At 66.9% G+C, this 16,495-nt stretch carries 15 protein-coding genes, 1 tRNA gene and 1 pseudogene; 7 read left to right on the forward strand and 10 right to left on the reverse strand.

The window, feature by feature from the left end; genetic code table 11:
- Positions 1 to 50 precede the first annotated feature (50 nt).
- From ACRYA2_RS13330 to ACRYA2_RS13345, 4 genes are all read right to left on the reverse strand, one after another.
- Positions 51 to 851 (reverse strand): uroporphyrinogen-III synthase, encoded by an 801-nt coding sequence (locus ACRYA2_RS13330; RefSeq protein WP_433628854.1) that lies wholly within the window; start codon positions 849 to 851, stop codon positions 51 to 53.
- Positions 851 to 1,966 carry a hydroxymethylbilane synthase gene (hemC, locus tag ACRYA2_RS13335; protein WP_433628857.1) on the reverse strand — a complete coding sequence of 372 codons (1,116 nt, stop codon included), beginning with the start codon at positions 1,964 to 1,966 and terminating at the stop codon, positions 851 to 853. The genes ACRYA2_RS13330 and hemC overlap by 1 nt, the downstream gene beginning before the upstream one ends.
- Before the next feature lie 106 nt (positions 1,967 to 2,072).
- Positions 2,073 to 2,537 carry a hypothetical protein gene (locus tag ACRYA2_RS13340; RefSeq protein ID WP_433628860.1) on the reverse strand — a complete coding sequence of 155 codons (465 nt, stop codon included), beginning with the start codon at positions 2,535 to 2,537 and terminating at the stop codon, positions 2,073 to 2,075.
- 41 nt (positions 2,538 to 2,578) lie between these two features.
- Positions 2,579 to 3,004, reverse strand: a complete 426-nt coding sequence (locus tag ACRYA2_RS13345; protein WP_433628863.1) for a hypothetical protein — start codon at positions 3,002 to 3,004, stop codon at positions 2,579 to 2,581.
- A 110-nt stretch (positions 3,005 to 3,114) separates the two neighbouring features.
- Here ACRYA2_RS13345 and mdh point away from each other — a divergent pair, with 110 nt between their 5' ends.
- Entirely contained in the window at positions 3,115 to 4,029 is a 915-nt protein-coding gene (gene mdh / locus ACRYA2_RS13350) for a malate dehydrogenase (protein WP_433628866.1), read from the forward strand.
- Between the two features lie 122 nt (positions 4,030 to 4,151).
- Here mdh and ACRYA2_RS13355 read toward each other — a convergent pair whose 3' ends face one another.
- Positions 4,152 to 4,811, reverse strand: coding sequence for a metallophosphoesterase family protein (locus ACRYA2_RS13355; protein ID WP_433628868.1), 660 nt, complete (start codon positions 4,809 to 4,811; stop codon positions 4,152 to 4,154).
- 25 nt (positions 4,812 to 4,836) lie between these two features.
- Entirely contained in the window at positions 4,837 to 5,424 is a 588-nt protein-coding gene (locus tag ACRYA2_RS13360; protein WP_433628871.1) for an IMP cyclohydrolase, read from the reverse strand.
- A gap of 1,036 nt (positions 5,425 to 6,460) precedes the next feature.
- On the opposite strand from ACRYA2_RS13360, the gene ACRYA2_RS13365 reads away from it, so the two are divergent.
- The 5 genes from ACRYA2_RS13365 to ACRYA2_RS13385 all read left to right on the forward strand — a co-directional run bounded on the left by ACRYA2_RS13365 (position 6,461) and on the right by ACRYA2_RS13385 (position 10,316).
- Positions 6,461 to 7,033 carry a homing endonuclease associated repeat-containing protein gene (locus ACRYA2_RS13365; RefSeq protein ID WP_433628874.1) on the forward strand — a complete coding sequence of 191 codons (573 nt, stop codon included), beginning with the start codon at positions 6,461 to 6,463 and terminating at the stop codon, positions 7,031 to 7,033.
- Between the two features lie 184 nt (positions 7,034 to 7,217).
- Positions 7,218 to 7,290 (forward strand) — tRNA-Gln (locus ACRYA2_RS13370).
- Positions 7,291 to 7,647: 357 nt separating this feature from the next.
- The gene (locus tag ACRYA2_RS13375) at positions 7,648 to 8,625 is read left to right on the forward strand and encodes a glycoside hydrolase family 3 protein (protein WP_433628876.1); all 978 of its coding nucleotides are present in this window, start codon (positions 7,648 to 7,650) and stop codon (positions 8,623 to 8,625) included.
- A gap of 39 nt (positions 8,626 to 8,664) precedes the next feature.
- The gene (locus ACRYA2_RS13380) at positions 8,665 to 9,945 is read left to right on the forward strand and encodes a glycoside hydrolase family 3 C-terminal domain-containing protein (protein WP_433628879.1); all 1,281 of its coding nucleotides are present in this window, start codon (positions 8,665 to 8,667) and stop codon (positions 9,943 to 9,945) included.
- 167 nt (positions 9,946 to 10,112) lie between these two features.
- Positions 10,113 to 10,316: a hypothetical protein gene (locus ACRYA2_RS13385; RefSeq protein WP_433628881.1), complete on the forward strand. Its 204-nt coding sequence runs from the start codon at positions 10,113 to 10,115 to the stop codon at positions 10,314 to 10,316.
- A 44-nt stretch (positions 10,317 to 10,360) separates the two neighbouring features.
- Here the strand turns inward: ACRYA2_RS13385 and ACRYA2_RS13390 are convergent.
- The 3 genes and pseudogenes from ACRYA2_RS13390 to ACRYA2_RS13400 all read right to left on the reverse strand — a co-directional run bounded on the left by ACRYA2_RS13390 (position 10,361) and on the right by ACRYA2_RS13400 (position 13,589).
- Positions 10,361 to 10,740: pseudogene (locus ACRYA2_RS13390) on the reverse strand (DUF5789 family protein).
- Positions 10,741 to 10,800: 60 nt separating this feature from the next.
- Entirely contained in the window at positions 10,801 to 11,301 is a 501-nt protein-coding gene (cgi121, locus tag ACRYA2_RS13395; protein WP_433628884.1) for a KEOPS complex subunit Cgi121, read from the reverse strand.
- Positions 11,298 to 13,589, reverse strand: coding sequence for an ATP-dependent DNA helicase (locus ACRYA2_RS13400; RefSeq protein ID WP_433628886.1), 2,292 nt, complete (start codon positions 13,587 to 13,589; stop codon positions 11,298 to 11,300). Before ACRYA2_RS13400 ends, cgi121 begins: the two co-directional genes overlap by 4 nt.
- 144 nt (positions 13,590 to 13,733) lie before the next feature.
- Here ACRYA2_RS13400 and ACRYA2_RS13405 point away from each other — a divergent pair, with 144 nt between their 5' ends.
- The gene (locus ACRYA2_RS13405; RefSeq protein WP_433628889.1) at positions 13,734 to 13,979 is read left to right on the forward strand and encodes a ferredoxin; all 246 of its coding nucleotides are present in this window, start codon (positions 13,734 to 13,736) and stop codon (positions 13,977 to 13,979) included.
- Between the two features lie 45 nt (positions 13,980 to 14,024).
- On the opposite strand, the gene ACRYA2_RS13410 is transcribed toward ACRYA2_RS13405, so the two are convergent.
- On the reverse strand, positions 14,025 to 16,361 hold the full coding sequence (locus ACRYA2_RS13410) for an ATP-dependent DNA helicase (protein WP_433628891.1): 2,337 nt from the start codon (positions 16,359 to 16,361) through the stop codon (positions 14,025 to 14,027).
- Positions 16,362 to 16,495: the final 134 nt, after the last annotated feature.

Here is a 16,495-nt window from a genome sequence, read left to right on the forward strand (position 1 = left end):
GTCCGGGACTCTCTCGCGCCGGAGAAAAAGTCTGGCGTCGAGTCGGAGGGTCAGTCTCGCTCGCCGGTCCGACCGCCGTCGTCGCGGACGCGTTCGACGGCCTCGCTCGCGAGTCTGTCGAACGACGCGGTCCCGGGGACGAGGTCGACCTCGACACCCCGGGCCAGCGCCGTCTCGCGAGTCGGCTCGCCGATGGCCCCGACGACCACGTCGTTCAGCCCCGCGACGGCGTCCGCGCGGACGTCGCGCTCGGCCGCCGCGTCGAGGAAGTGCTCGACGGTGAGCGAGGAGGTGAAGAGCGCGGCGTCGAGGTCGCCCGTCGCGGCGAGGGTCGCGGACTCGCCCGCTTCCTCGGGACGGACGAGTTCGTACAGCACCGTCTCGTGCACGTCGGCCCCGGCGTCGGCGAGGCCGTCGGTCAGTACGTCGCTGCCGTGGTCGCTGCGTGCGACCTCGACGTGCTTTCCGGCGACGCGGTCGGCCAGGGCGTCGACGAGACCGCGCGAGGAGAACTCCTCGGGTACCACGTCCACGGCGTAGTCACGGTCGCGGAGTGCGGCCGCGGTCGAGTCGCCGATGGCGCAGACGACCGCGTCGCCCGGGTCCCACCCGGCCTCGTCGGCGAGTTCCACGCCGGTCTTGCTCGTCAGGACGACGAAGTCGGCCGGCTCCGGACTGCGGCCCGTCGGTCGCACTTCGAGCATCGGGTCGGCGACCGGGTCGGCCCCGAGCGATTCGAGGTGGTCGATGGCCGCCCGGAGACGCTCGTCGTCCGGGCGGAAGACGGCGACGCGCGGGCGGTCGTCCGGCGTCGTCCCCGTCGTCTCGTCCGAAGTTGCGTCCCCGGACATCACTCCTCCCGTTTGGCTTCGGTGGCGTCGCCGCGCGCCGCCTCGACGAGTTCGCGCGCACCGCGGTCGGCGAGTTCCTCGGCGACCCGTTTCGCGCCCTCGACGTGGCTCTCGACCGCCACGTCGCGCTTGATGCTCACGACCTCCTCGCCCTCCTCGCTGAACACCTGCGCCTCGACGTGGACGTTCTCGCCCTGGATGACCGCGTGGACGCCGACCGGCGCGACGCAACCGCCGTTCAGCACCGCGAGGACGGTGCGCTCGACCGTCGTCTCGACCCGGGTCCGGGGGTGGTCGAGCACCGTGTTCACGTCCGTGGCGAGTTCGCCGTCCAGCATCGCCACCGCGAGCGCGCCCTGGCCCGGTGCCGGGACGAACTCGCTGGTCGAGAGCGGTTCGTAGTCGACGTGGTGGGCGAGGCCGCTACGCTGGAGGCCCGCCTCCGCGAGCACGATGCCGTCGTACTCCGTCTCGACGTCGCGTTCGAGCGCCCGGCGCTCTATCTCGTCCAAGTTCTCGAACCACTCCTCGACGGTGTGCTCGTAGGGGAACTCGTAGTCGTCGTCGCCGGCGTGGCCCTTGCGCTCTTTCTCCTCCTCGGTCCGGCGCTCGTGTTCGCGCTGGAGCGTCGGCGCGAGGAGCTTCTCGACGCGCGTGTCGACGTTCCCGCGCAGCGGTTCGACGGTGAGGTCCGGCCGCTGGTTCAGCAACTGGGCCTTCCGCCGGAGGCTGGACGTGCCGACGGTCGCACCCGACGGAAGTTCGTCGAGCGCGATGCCCTCGGGCGTCACGAGCACGTCCCGGGGGCTCGCGCGCTCGGGCACCGCCGCCGCGACCAGTTCGTCGGGCTGCTCGGTCGGCATGTCCTTCATCGAGTGGATGGCACCGTCGAGCTCCCCGTCGAGCACCTTCCGGTCCAGGCTGCGGACGAACGCCCCCGTCTTGCCCAACTCCGTGATGAGCGCGTCGTCCAGCTGGTCGCCGGTGGTCTCGACCTCGACCAGTTCGACCTCGAACCGGCGGTCCTCCAGCGCCGCCTTCACCTCGCCCGCCTGCCGGAGCGCGAGGTCGGACCCTCGCGTCGCCAGCCGGATCTCTGTCCCGCGTCTGCTCATGTTCGACCCTGCGCACTGCACGGTGAAACCCCCTTCGACACCTCGCCGAGGGAAAGAGCCGCCGGACGGCGGCGAGAAGAGGACGAACGGTCGCGCCGGACGCGGGTCACGGCACGCCGAGGTGCTCGTGACGCCGTTCGAGGTAGTAGACCGCGAACGGGACGCTGGCGGCGAACCCGGCGATGATGGCCATCGAGAGGTCGACGAGGAGGAGCCCCACGGCGCCGCCGACCAGCCAGCCGCCGAGCGCGAGCAGGGCGTAGCTGCCGCCCGGCGGCTCCCACTCGACGGCGGCCCGGTCGATGGCGTGGCTGTCCTGGAACACCGCCAGCGGGAAGATGGCCGTGAGCGCGACGAAGGGGACGCCGACCGCGACCAGCGAGATGACGGCCGCGTTGCTGATAGGGTCGTCGCCGAAGCCCGGGCCGTCGAGCAGTCCCGGCTCCAGCGAGATGGCGAGCGCGACCCAGGCCACCGTCACGAGCCAGAAGGCGAACACGGTCGGAATCGCGGCGATCCAGTACCACCAGCGCGAGCCGACGCGGTCGCCTTCGAGTCTCGGGCGCTGCATTCGTTCGTCGTTGGGACCGGGGCGTGAAACGCGTATCGCTCCTACGGGACGCCGACGTGCTCGTGGCGCTGCCAGAGATAGTAGAGCGCGAGCGGGATGGCCAGCGTGAACCCCGTCGCCACCGCGCTGATCGCCGCGACGAGCGCGTAGAGGACGCTGTCGGGTTGCCATCCCACTCCGGCGCGGTTGACCGCCTCCGCGTCGAGGTAGATGGCGACGGGAAAGAGCACGAGCATCGCGGTGACGAGCAGGCCGACGAACAACGCGACGAAGACGGCGACGATGGCGAACGGGCCGAAGAGAAACGGTTCACCGCCGCCGAGACCGACGCTGAACAGCGCCAGTCCGAAGAACCAGATGCCGAGTATCCACGTGACGACGAACACGAGCGGCGTCGCCGCGACGACGTACCACCAGCGCGAGTCGACCGTCGGGGCGTCCTGCGTCGTGGCGGGTTCTGTAGCCATACCGACCAGTTGTCGCCGAGCGAAGATAAGTGTCCGCGACGACCGGACTGTGCGCAGGAAAGGGCACATCCGGAGGATTTAACCAAATCGCAGGGCGTCTTCTACGTGATATGGCGAAAGTAAGCGTAGTCGGTGCAGCCGGCACCGTCGGGGCCGCCGCAGGGTACAACATCGCGCTCCGGGACATCGCCGACGAACTCGTCTTCGTCGACATCCCGGACAAGGAGGAAGACACCATCGGGCAGGCCGCCGACACGAACCACGGCGCTGCGTACGACTCGAACACGACCGTCCGGCAGGGAACCTACGAGGACACCGCCGGCTCGGACGTCGTCGTCATCACGGCCGGTATCCCGCGCCAGCCCGGCCAGACACGAATCGACCTCGCGGGCGACAACGCGCCCATCATGGAGGACATCGGCTCCTCGATAGCCGAGCACAACGACGACTTCGTCACCATCACCACCTCGAACCCGGTCGACCTGCTGAACCGCCACCTCTACGAGTCCGGCGACCGCGACCGCGGGAAGGTCATCGGCTTCGGCGGCCGCCTCGACAGCGCGCGGTTCCGCTACGTGCTCAGCCAGCGCTACGACGTGCCTGTCCGGAACGTCGACGCCACCATCCTCGGCGAACACGGCGACGCGCAGGTCCCCGTGTTCTCGAAGGTCCGCATCAACGGCAAGGACCCCGAGTTCAGCGACGACGAGAAGGGCGAGATTCTCGACGAACTCAAACAGTCCGCGATGAACGTCATCGAGAAGAAGGGCGCGACCCAGTGGGGTCCCGCGACCGGCGTCGGCCACATGGTCGAGGCCGTCCTGCGCGACACCGGCGAGGTGCTTCCGGGCTCGGTCCTGCTCGACGGCGAGTACGGCCACGAGGACGTCGCGCTCGGCGTTCCCATCAAGCTCGGCAGCGACGGCGTCGACGAGATAGTCGAGTGGAACCTCACCGAGTTCGAGCGCGAACAGCTCGGCGAGGCCGCCGACAAGCTCGCGGAGCAGTACGAGAAGATCGAGTGAGAACTCGCCCGGACGTCTCCGACGGCCGTCGGTCGTCTCCTTTCTCGCCGCCGGGACGCCGGTAGCGTCGTTTCCCGAGTCGGGACCGTCATGCCCGGTCCGCCGACCCGTCGCACGTCGGCCTATCGACCACGCTCCAGCCGCGAACCGATCTTCTCCGGCAACCCGACCTCGCGCACCTCCCGCTGGACCGCCTCGACGTCGTACTCGACGCGGCGCTCGTCGACGGAGCCGTCGTCCAGGTCGAGGACGGCGTACGCGGCCCGGGGGTCGCCGTCCCGAGGCTGGCCGACGCTGCCGGGGTTCATGACGATACCCTCGTCGTACACCTCGTGGTGCTGGACGTGCGTGTGGCCCATGACGAGGACGTCCTCGTCGTCCAGGAGCTCCGGGGCAAACTCCTTTGGGTAGGTGTAGTGGTCCGGGTCGTCGGGGTGGCCGTGGACGACCCTGACGCGACCGTCGAAGAGCCGGAGGTTGTCGGGACGGTCGGCCAGCCACTCGCGCTGGTCGTCCGAGAGCTCCTCGCTGGCGTACTCGACGCCCGCGCGGGCCATGCTGTTGAACCGGAACGCCGTCCCCGAGGCGACCGCCCGGTCATGGTTGCCCATCACGCTCGGCACGTCCCGGCGACGGACGGTTTCGAGACACTCGGCGGGCCAGGGGTTGTACCCGACGACGTCGCCCGCGTTCACCATCGCGTCCACGTCCGGCATGTCCGCGAGGACGGCGTCAAGCGCAATCCTGTTCGCGTGAACGTCCGAGAGAACGCCGACTTTCATGCCCCGCCCTACGGGCGCGTCCGTCTTAGTTCCCGTTCTCCAGCGCGCGTTCGAAACCGTCGTCCGTTCGCGCGACGCCGACGGCACAGACCGCGTGCTCGAAGTCGAGGTCGTACGCCTCCCGGGCCGCGTCGGCGGCGCTCTCGGCCCCGAACGCGAACGCCTCCGGTTCATCCTTCTCGTAGGTGGCGACGAGCGTCGGCTCGTCGACCCGTTCGACGAGCAGGGCGTCCCGGCGCACGACGCCGACGTACGCCTCCTCGCCGACGGTGCCCGCGACGCGCGGCGTGTCGTAGTCGTCTTTCTCGTAGTCCAGCGCGAGCAGCGTCTCGGCCAGCGCGTCCCGCGCCGGATAGCCGAGTTCGAGCTTCTCGGCGATCGGGTCGACGTGCGAACCGTTGCCCAGCACGGCCGTCTCGCCGCCGTCGGGGCGGTCGACGCACCGGAGGCAGTTGTACGCGATGTAGGGGTTGTCCGTCTCCGGGGCGTCTTCGGTCGGCGCGACGGTGATCGTCCCGTCGCGCTCGACGACTTTTCGATTCGGGAACGACCGCGAGGAGACGCGGTACGCACCCACTTCCGGACCGACGACCACGAACCGTCCGACGTACATACACGGACGTGCTAACTTCTTAGGCAAGTAGGTGTCGATTTGTGCATTAGCATGGGTTCTCGTGGGCGAGCAATGACGGTCCGACACACAGATTCGGCTTGAAACCAATCAAACATGAGATCTATGATATCATTACTCCGTTTGAAGCCGTCTCGAACAGCCAAAATTGGATTGGAGAGTTCTACGGCACTTATAGAGAATCATATTCGACCGAAACCTCCGCAAGTAGCGTCGGTATGGGACTAGAAATCGGAGCTAGGGAGAGCGGAATCCTTGCACTATCTGGGTAATGCTGGTGAGGGGAGCCCGTGATGTAGATGGGTAAGGATGAGACTACAAAAACACGAGTAGCGGGGATGGTGGAGAGTACGTGTTGAATGGTGGAAGAGCTTGTGCTGGTCGTGTTGAAGAGTTCGGTGGTCGGATGCGCTGTCAACGTAAATATCTCCAAAATGCGCGTTGCGTAGGTGTATGAGTATCGTTGTTAGGCTACTGACTTGTTCGTAACACCAAGCGGAATCGTGATTACAGACCAATCATCCAGCGGACGTGAATGTCGTTTGAGCGAATGTTTGTCTTGTCGGTTCCGGTGTTCTCTAGTGGGCATATCGCACTTCGAGACGAAATTTCTTGCAATCTCTCCCGGACTCTAACATACTGTAATCGCAAGACAGAAACCGATTATGAACGTTCGCTAGCGGTATTTCAGGTGGAGAGAGCCACTACTTTCACATCCTTTTTTTTTTGGGCGCGGCGAGCGTTTTCGAGGGTTAGAGGCGCTCTCAGCCACGAACGTCAAATACTGGCCTACTTTCGTACACATCCTGTTTTCGTTCCTCACTCTCATATCTGCGCCAGCGGCCCCACTTCTTGCGGGCGTAAGAAGGAGTTATGAATCGAGTCAGTTTCTTAGAGTCCGTCTCTGAGCCTTCTGACCGTGGAGAAGCCGTGAATCCGATTATGAAAGGGAGCGCTCTGGGGAGTTTTTGTGCGCCCTGATGGGTGGGGCGCACACCTCGTCGTGCATTCCATCAACATGACAACTGAATTTGAGTGCATCAGTTCGCTTCGCGAAGCCGCAGTTGAGTTAGATGAGTCGCCGGCGAAAGCACAGTACGAACAACTAGGATTGACGCCTGCTGCATCAACCATCGGTCGTGTGTTCAACGGGTGGAATCGGGCGAAGGGAGCAGCAGGATTGGAGACATACCGGTCAACCGGGTCACGAGTACAGCCGAAACCCGAGGCAGTTGATCTGCCGGACGACCGGACGTGGGAGGAGCTCAGCGCGAATCAGCGTTGGCACTACAAGCATAGCGACCAGAACTGCAAGCAGACACTTGATAGACGACGGGCGAACAGAGCGTGGGTGTACCGGTACAAGCAATCGAGTAGTGGCTGTGCTCGCTGTGATGAAACTGATCCCGCTTGTTTCGACTTTCACCATCTGAATGAGGACGAAAAGGAAATGACGGTCGGGAAGATGGTCACGTACGGCTACAGCAAGAGCCAACTCGAAGAAGAGATCAAGAAGTGCCTCATTCTCTGTGCGAACTGCCATCGGAAAGAACACTCCTCACCCCCGGATACCGTCGACCTACGACCGTAGCCCACCGACGAGAAGCACATGGAATGAGATATCGGGTCTTGGGTAAGGATATCATGTCTCGGTGAAATTGGCCATAGTAGCGGTTTTACCTTCCTCTCATCAACGGGACTCCGAAACACTCAAATGCAGAACTGTGCTAAGGTTGGATGCCGAGACGGCGAAAGCTGTTGGAGGCAAACATGTCAGTCCCATGGGGTAGCGGCCAATCCTGAAGCCTTCTGGGGGCTTCGACCCAGGTTCGAATCCTGGTGGGACTATTCTCACTCTACTCGAATCGAGAACGGCTAGCTCCTTCTCTATACAGGTATCGTCGCGTGAGGTAGCACGACGGCTACTTTCCGATGGTCGCTGTTCCCCTACCGGGGCCGACGCAGCTCTCTTTCTGGTCGACCAAGTGGCGACACTGCGACGGAAGTCGGTCAGAACCGCTCCGTGAAGCTGTATCGGTAAGATAACTCGTCTGTGGGCACGGCCGGCGAGCGAGAGACGTCCAGCGGGACTACGACGTCGGCAATCGTTCTGGAGGAAACCACTAATCAGGAAATATCGCAGAATATGAATTTAATTTCTTAGTTATATAAATTATAACTGATCGGGTTGCGTTACCGATTCGCATGGTTGAACGACCGACCGACGCGGAGCACGACACCGGAACGACTCGACGGCGATTCATGCAGGCCACCGGCGGCGTCGGCCTGTCGGCGGCGCTGAGCGGCTACCTCTCGAAGGAATCGATGCGCCGGAAGCAGACGAGCCAGCGGGTGAGGTCGCTGGTCGAGGAGATGAGCCTGCAGGAGAAGATCGGCCAGATGACCCAGGTCGCAGCCTACGAGGTGGGCGACGACCCGGCATCGTTCTTCCGGAAGTACCAGCCGGGGTCGCTCATGTACGCGACGACCCCCGACCCGGCCCAGCTCGGCGAGGACATTAACGATCTCCTGAAGGCGGCAATCGACGCCCATCCCCACGACGTCCCGTTCGTGTTCGGGCTCGACGCCGTCCACGGGAACAACAACCTCGACGGGGCGACCATCTTCCCGCACAACCACGGCCTGGGCGCGACGTGGAACGCGGAGTACGCCCGCCGGATGGCCGAACACACCTCGGAGACGCTCCGCGCCACCGGCACCCACTGGACGTTCTCGCCCGTCGCCGACGTACAGCGCGACCCGCGGTGGGGACGGTTCTACGAGGGCTTCAGCGAGGACCCCTACCTCGCCTCGCAGCTGGTGGCCGAGAAGGTCCGGGGGTACGAGACGAAGGCGAACGGCTACAAGCGCGCCGGTGCCACCGTCAAACACTTCGCCGGGTACTCCGAGCCCCGGAACGGCAACGACCGGACGCCGGCGCTGCTCCCCTACCGGACGTTCCGGTCCACCCACCTGCCGCCGTTCCACGCCGGCATCTCCGCCGGGGCCGAGACTATCATGGTCAACAGCGGGTCGGTCAACGGCGTTCCCGCCCACGCCTCGGAGGAGTTGCTACGGAAGACGCTCCGGGAGACGCTGGGCTTCGAGGGGATGGTGGTCAGCGACTGGCACGATTTCTACCGGATGGTGGCGGTCCACGAGTTCGCCGCCGACGTCAAGTAGGCTACCCGGCTCGGCATCAACGCGGGCATCGACATGTACATGGTGCCCGCCGGGGGAATCGAGTCCGACACCGTCGACACGTACCAGCGGAACCTCCGGGAACTGGTCGAGTCTGGCGAGGTCCCGATGGAGCGCATCGACGACGCGGTCACGAACATACTGGCGTTCAAGGAGACCGTCGGCCTGTTCGACGACCCCTACGCCGACCCGAAGAAGGCCGCCGAGGTCGTCGGCGGCGAGCGTGACCTGGCGCGGCAGATCGCCACCGACTCGATGACGCTCCTCCAGAACGACGGAACGCTTCCGTTCGACTCCGACGTCGGGACGGTGCTCGTCACGGGACCGAGCGGTGACGACGTGGCCAACATGATGGGCGGGTGGACCCTCGGGTGGCAGGGAGTCGGCGACACGCTTCCGCCCGCCGTCACGCCGCTAGACGGAATCGAGGATGCGGTGTCCGCCTCGACGCAGGTCGTCCACGAGCCCACCGGTCTGCACACGTTCGACAACGAGGCGGCGGTGCGCGACGCCGCGTCCCGGGCCGACGCGGTGGTGGCCGTCCTCGGAGAGGGACCGTACGCCGAGGAGAAAGGCGACACCGACACGCTCGAACTCCCCGACGCCCAGCGGCAACTCGTCCGAACCCTCGAATCGGTCGGGACGCCGTACGCGGGCGTCATCTTCGCCGGCCGACCGCGTGGGACCGACGTGTTCGACCGCCTGCCGGCCGCGGTGATGGGGTACCTCCCGGGCACGGCGGGCGGACGCGCCGTCGCCGACGTCGTGTTCGGGAGCGCCAACCCCGGCGGTCGCCTCCCGTTCACGTGGCCGTCGGACACGGGACAACTCCTCAACGTCCACGACGCGTACCCGCCGTCGCGGTTCCACTCGGGGCAGGACCCCGAGCCGCCGACCTCGGTCCAGGAGCCGCTGTTCCCGCTCGGTCACGGGCTCTCGTACACGGAGTTCGAGTACGCCGACCTCCAAGTGAACCCGTCCACGCTCCCCGACGCAGCCGCCAGCGACCGGGTCGACGTCTCGGTGCGAGTGGCGAACACGGGCGACCGCTCCGGCGACCACGTGGTTCCAGTGTACGGCGGGCGTCAGCGCGGGCCGATTCCCGTGCCGAAGCAGGAGGTGCTCGGGTTCGACCGCGTGTCGCTCGGTCCCGGCGAGTCGAAACGCGTGCGGGTGACGGCGTCCCTCGCACCGCTCGCCACGGTCCCCGGCGACGTGTTCTCGCGGGGAGAGCTACAGGTCGTCTCGGGCGAGTACTCGGTCTCCGTGGGCGACATGGAAGCGGAACTAACGGTGAAGTGAGTCGAGAGATAGCTCGCGGGTCCGGTCGGCGAGCACGAAATCCGACGGTGTCCGACCGTCGAGACCGCCGCCGAACCGTCGTCGAATTCGGAACGCCGACGGATACCTTCCAGCGAGAGTGACAGTCGTCCATCGTTTTCCGGCCGTAGCACGTCACTGTTCCGTGTATGTCAAAGATGCACGTCGTCGGAGCACAGGGGAACACCCTCGCTACCTGTCACGGTTTCGACCAGACGGAACATGGTCTCGTCATCAAGGACAAGGACGGCGAGAAGACCGGCTTCTTCCCGCTCGGCGAGTTCCAGTGCGTCGTTCCCGTCGCGAGCAGGCGGTCCCTCGAAGAAACCGACGAAGTAACGTTTCGTCGCTGAACGCTCCGCCGTCCCCGAATTCACCCCCTTCGTTTCAGGTGGAGCTACTGGCCGCTTGCGTCGGTTCGGTCGTCGGTCTCGGCGTCGTCGAGTTCGCCCAGGGCCCGCTCGTCGTTGTACTCCTCCGAACCACCGGCCTGGCCGGTCACCTCGTTGTACACCGCCTCGCGGCCTCGTCGGCCGACTCGAACCGCTCGTCGACGAGGCGGTCGAAGACGCTCCCCAGCGACTCCGTCTCGTTCGCCAGGTCGAGGCGCTGGTCGCCGTACTCGGCGGCGAGTTCCTCGCTGGACGCGGGATACTTGTGCTCGCCGAGCATCTCGCCGGCCTGACCCAGCGTCTCCTCGACGCGCTCGGTGCGCTCGTGCTGGCGTTCGACCGCACGGTCCTGTGCCCTGTCGGCGTTCGGTTCGTCCCCGGACATACCCGACAGTTGGCGCGGCGACCGGAAAGGGGTAGCGGCCACGGTGGTGAGGCCCCTCGATTACTTCTCCACGTCGAGCAGGGCGACTCGCTCGCGGACGAGCTCCGAGAGGTCGGCGTCGGTGGCGGCCATCTCGGCGTCCGTCACGGCGAAGAACTCCCGGACGCGGTCGCGGTCAACGCCGTCCGGGCCGAGGGTCTCCGCGGGCGTCAGGCAGTCCGCGACCGCCGTCGCCGCCGCATCTTCGTCGCCCGCTTCGCCGTCGACGACGACGACGACCCGGTGTTCGCCCTCGCCGACGCCCATCTCCAGCGCCTGGTTTATCTGGCGACGGCCGGCGGCGTACAGCAGTATCTCGACCGAGCGGTCGCGAGCGACGTTCTCGCCGCGTTCGAACGCCCGGTTCGCGTGTTCGACCGCCGCTTCCAGATGGTCCCGGCCCGCCACGTAGCGGGCGTCGAACGCCTGGACCGCACAGTCGTGGTTCGCGCCGACCGCGCCGAGGCGGTCGAGAAACGCGTCCACGTCGTCGACGACCGCGACGCCTTCGACCGTCCTCATCCGAAGTCACCGAGGCTCTGCTGGTCGCTTCGCTCGTCGGCCGCCGCGCCGCCGGCGTCGTCGCCGTCGGCGGCGTTCGTGACTGCCGCGGCGGTGCTCTCGTCCGCCTCCACGTCGTCGAGCGACGGGTCCTGGTGGCCGACGTTCTCCAGTATCTTCTCGGCAGTCTTCTTCCGACCTCGGAGCGCGCCGAGCACGACGGACGCGTCCGCGTTCCGGAGGTCGGCGCGCGACTCGATGCCCGCAGCGTAGAGCCGTCGTGCCCGCTTGCGGCCGACGTTCCGCACGCCCGCGAGGTCGAGCAGTTCCTCCTGGACGCCGTACTCGACGCGTTTTCGCGCCTCGCGGATTCCGGTCGTCACCTCGCCCGGAATCTCCTCGCTCTCGTCGCGCTGCAGTTCCGCGGCGAGTCGCTCGGCGGCGTTGAGAAGCCACTCCGCTGTCTCGACCTTGCCGCGGATGTCGCCCGGTCCGACGCCGTAGCGGTCGGTGATGCGGTCCTCGTCGAGTTCGCTCGCCCAGTCCTCCAGCAGGCGGGCGGTCTTCAGCGCCGAGAGCCAGTCCTCGAAGGCGCCGTCCTCGAACTCCGAGGGCATGGACCCGAGGAACTCCGTCTCGCGCTCGTAGGCGAGTTCCGTGTACTGCTCGCGGTCGCCGGAGCGCAGGTAGAGTTCGTACATGTCTGGCGTGCGAGCGACGAGGTGGAACAGACCCATGGCGGTCGGCCGGCCGTCCGCGTCCCGTAGGCCGTCGATTATCTCGGCGGCGCTCATGGGGTCCAGGTAGAGCTGCGAGACGCGGTGGCCGAGTCCGGTCGCTTTCAGGCGGTCGTCCCGTTCGAGGAACTCGTTGCGTTCGAGATAGTCGAGGACGTGGCTCGTCACGTCCTCCAGGCGACCCGTCTCGTCGGTCTGGGTCGCGTACAGGGTGCGTTCGAGGAACTCCAGCAGTTCGTCCTCGGTGCTGGCGAATCCGGAGGCGACGGTGGCGAGGATGTGCGTCCGGAGCGCGGGTTCGGCGGCGAGCTTCGAGCGCACCGGCTCGGGGTCGGCCCAGACGTACTGGTCGAACAGCTCCTGGAGCTCCTCGTGGTTCTTGGCGATGAGGACCGCCTCGCCGTAGGGGTCCAGTCCGGGGCGGCCGGCGCGCCCGAACATCTGGTGGACTTCGAGCACGTCGAGCGGAGCCATCCCGCCGACGTCGCCGTCGTAGCGTCGCCAGTCCCGGACGATGACCCGCCTGCTGGGCGTGTTAACTCCCGCGGCCAGGGTCGGGGTCGCGCTGATGACCTTCACGAGGCGGTCGCGGAACGCCTCCTCGACGAGCGCGCGGTGGTCGCTGGCGAGTCCGGCGTGGTGGAAGGCTGCGCCCTCGGCGACGGCGTCCGCGAGGTCGTCGCTGGTCTCCGTGTCGCTCACGTCCCGTATCTCGGCGGCGACGTCGGCGAGTTCGTCGCGCTCCTCGGGAGTGAGGAACTCGCCCGTCACGTCGGCGAGGCGCTTCGCGGCGGCCTCGGCGTTGCGCCGGGAGTTGACGAACACGAGGGAGGAGCCGTCGTCCTCCAGGGTGTCGCGGACGAGCGCAGCGGTCTCCTTCTCGTTGCCCCGCTGTAGCTCCTGCTCGGTGCCGTCGTCGAAGTGCAGCGCCTGCCCGTAGAGGACGCCCTTCCGGAGGTCGATCGGCCGCCACGAGGAGTCGACGAGCGTGGCGTCGAGCCAGTCCGCTATCTCGTCGGCGTTCCCGACCGTTGCCGAGAGCGCTACCGTCTGGAGGTCGTCGTTGATGCGCCGGAGCTTCGCCAGCGTCACTTCTAGCGTGGGGCCGCGGTTCGGGTCGTCGACGAGGTGGACTTCGTCGGCGACGACGCAGGAGAGGTCGTCGACCCACTGCGCGCCGTTGCGCACGAGCGAGTCGACCTTCTCGCTGGTCGCGACGATGACGTCTTTCTCCGCGAGCCAGTCGCCGTCGCTGTCGTAGTTCCCGGTCGAGACGCCGACGGAGACGCCGAACTGTTCGAGTTCCTCGAATTCGGCCTTCTTCTCGCTGGCCAGCGCCCGGAGCGGGACGATGTACAGCGCCTTGCCGCCGCGGGCGACGCTCGAGAGCATCGCCAGTTCCGCGATGAGCGTCTTCCCGCTGGCGGTCGGCACGCTGGCGACGACGCTCTCGCCGTCGGTGATGCCGGCCTCGACCGCCTCCGCCTGCGGCGGGTAGAGTTCCTCGATACCCTGCGATGCGAGGTGTTCGGGGACGCCCTTCGGGAGGCCGGAGAGGTCGGCGGGCTTCACCCGCGCTCACCTCGCGGCCGCGACGAGATTCGAGTCATTACCCGCGTTTGGCCCGTCTTCCGGTTTAAACTGTCGGGTCGGACGTCTGGAACGAGGACCGACGTCTCCGTCAGCACTATCACAGCCCCAACCCCACCTTCAGGTATGCGAATCGAGTTCGACCGCGACACCTGCACGGGGATGTTCCAGTGCACCGCAGAGTGGGAGGCGTTCGAGGAGAACCGCGACGACGGCAAGGCCGACCTGCGGGACAGCGAGGAAGAAGAGGAGGACGTGTTCGTCCGGGAGATTCCGGAGGACGCCGAGTTCGACGCGAAGATGGCCGCCCGCGTCTGCCCTGTGGACGCCATCCGCGTGTACGACGACGACGGCGAACAGCTCGTTCCCTGACCCCCCGGCGTCGCCGCTTCCGTTTCCGATTCGTCTCGCCGCCGCTCAGTCCCAGAACCGGTCGAGACCGAGCGAGAGCATGTCGGGGCTCACGGGCTGGAACTCCTCGCGTTCCGTCTCCGGGAAGAACTCCCGGACGCTGTCCCAGCTATCGCGAGCGTAGCGGCTGTCGACCAGCACGCGGACGCCCTCCTCGTCGGGACCGCGGATGACCCGCCCGAGCGCCTGCCTGGCCTTCCGGACCGCGGGGACGGTGAGCGCGTAAGTGAACCCGTCGCCGAAGACGCGGTCGTAGGCCGTCCGGACCGCCCTCGTCCGGGGACTCGACGTGTTGATTATCGGGACGCCACAGACGACGGCGGCGCGGAGGCGGTCGCCGCGGTAGTCGACCCCTTCGGTCAGGGTGCCGCGGAGGCTGGTGACCAGCACCTTCGACTCCCCGGCGAAGAAGTCGTCTTTCAGGGCCTCGGTCGCCTCGTCCGCGCTGCTCTCGTCCAGCAGGACCGGCTTGTCGACGACCGCCCGCAGCGTTTCGGCTGCCCACTCGGCCTCGGCGTAGTTCGGCATCCCGACGAGCACGTTGCCGGGCGAGCGTGCGACGTCGCGGATGGCGTCCGCGTACAGCTGTCGGGTCCGGGTCTCGTCCCCGGGCCGTCCGCGGTTGTCGTAGGTGAACTTCGGCGCGTCGACCGCGAAGCTCTCCCGGTTCTCCTCGGGGAAGTTGAGGCCGTAGGTCCGCTCGACGACGGGGCGACCCTCCTCGTGGAGGTGGGTGAGACCGGAGACCTCCTCGAACACGTCGAGCGGTGCGAGCGTCGCGCTCATCAGGACGCCGCCGCCGAACTCCGCGAGTCGTTCGCCGATGGCGTCGCTGGGGACGCAGTTCTGCATCGCGAGCCGGGCGTTGTACGCCCGCCGCCAGGAGTCGTCCGGCTCCGCGTCGTTCCACGTGCGTTCGAGTTCTATCTCCCGGAAGTAATGCTCGTGGTCGTTACGGTACCACTCGCCGAGCACGCGGCCCGCCGCGGGTGCGGCCCGCTCTTTCTCGACCGACTCGCCCTCGTCGGCCTCGGCCTCGTTCAGGATTCGCGCGACGACCGCACCGACCGGCTCCGCGCGCGCCCACGTGCCGCCGTCGTACCCCTCGCGGTCGACCCACTCGGAGATGGCGTCCGGCTGGGGCTCGGTCGGGTCCCGGAGCGGAATCTCGGCGTCCGGCAGGTCCGCGAGGCCCGCCTTCCAGCCGCGGTGTTCGCGTTCGAGGTAGGCGGTGACTCGCCGGTCGAGTTCCTCCCGGAGGTCCCGGAGGAAGTTCCTGACCTCCTTCAGTTCGCGGAGCGTGACGCCGGCCTCTTCGAGTTCGGCGCGCACGAGGTCGGCGTCGGCGGTGGTGGACTTCGCGTCGCGGTCGTCGAACTCCACGGGCTGGATGACCCGCGTGAGTTCCGCCTCGGCGTCCCGCAGGGTGGCGTCGCCGACCGACTCGCTGACGAGGTCCCGGACTCGCGGTTCGAGCATGTGCGCCTCGTCGCAGACGACGAACGTCTCCTCGTCCAGCAGTGCGCCGGTGAACGAGGCGGTCGTCGTCGGGTCGAACGCGTGGTAGTAGTTGCCCACGACGACCTCAACGTCGGCGAGGAGCGCGCCCATCATCGAGTGCGGACAGGTGCCGTGCTGGACCGAGAGGGAGACGAGGTCGTCCGGTTCGACGAGTCCCACGTCGTCGAACTCGAAGGGGACGGCCTCGACGGGGTCGCCGTCTTCCGGCAGGTCCTCCAGGAACTGGGCGTAGAAGGGGCAGTACTCCGTATCGTCGTACTCGGGCATCTCCGGCGGGTAGGGAGTCGGTTCGCCGGCCGTCTCCAGGTAGGTCGCGCCGCCACCGCGGCCGGAGTCGGCGAGCCCGGTCTGCTGGCTCCGGGCGCGCGAGGCGAGGTTCCCCCCGGTGGTCGAGCCGCCGTCGCCGACGAGGTTGCGGGTGCGCTCGCGCAGGCCCTCGCAGCGCTCGTAGACGTTCCCCTCGTCGATGCCTCCTGCGTTCTCGCGGTTGTAGGGACAGACGTCGGCCTTGCCGACCAGCGTCAGTCCCGAGACGGGCTTCCAGTCGTCCGGCAGGCCGGCGTTGATGGTCCGCAGGTCCTCCTCGAACTGGCGGAGCTGCTGTTTGACGCTCGTCAGGACGAGTACGCGCTCGTAGTCGCTGTCCGGGTCGCGCACGAGGTCGATGCCCGCCGTGAGCGCGAGCATGGTCTTGCCAGTGCCGCAGGCACCCTCGACGACGGTGAATCCGTCGTCGCGGGCGGTGTCGATAGCCGTCTCGATACCGTCGACCTGCTCGTCGTACGGCTTCTCGTGACCGAAAACGTCCCGCCAGTCCGACATCGTTCGTTACTGAGCCTCCGGTTGCTTAGGGTTGTTGAACTGGACTGGTCCCGTGATGGTACTTGAATGCGAGGGTCGTCGGAGGGCAGGTTGCCCGCCGAACTCCGACCGAGGTTCTCCGGGCGAGACACAAC

It is taken from the genome of Halomicrococcus pelagicus, from assembly GCF_050954125.1.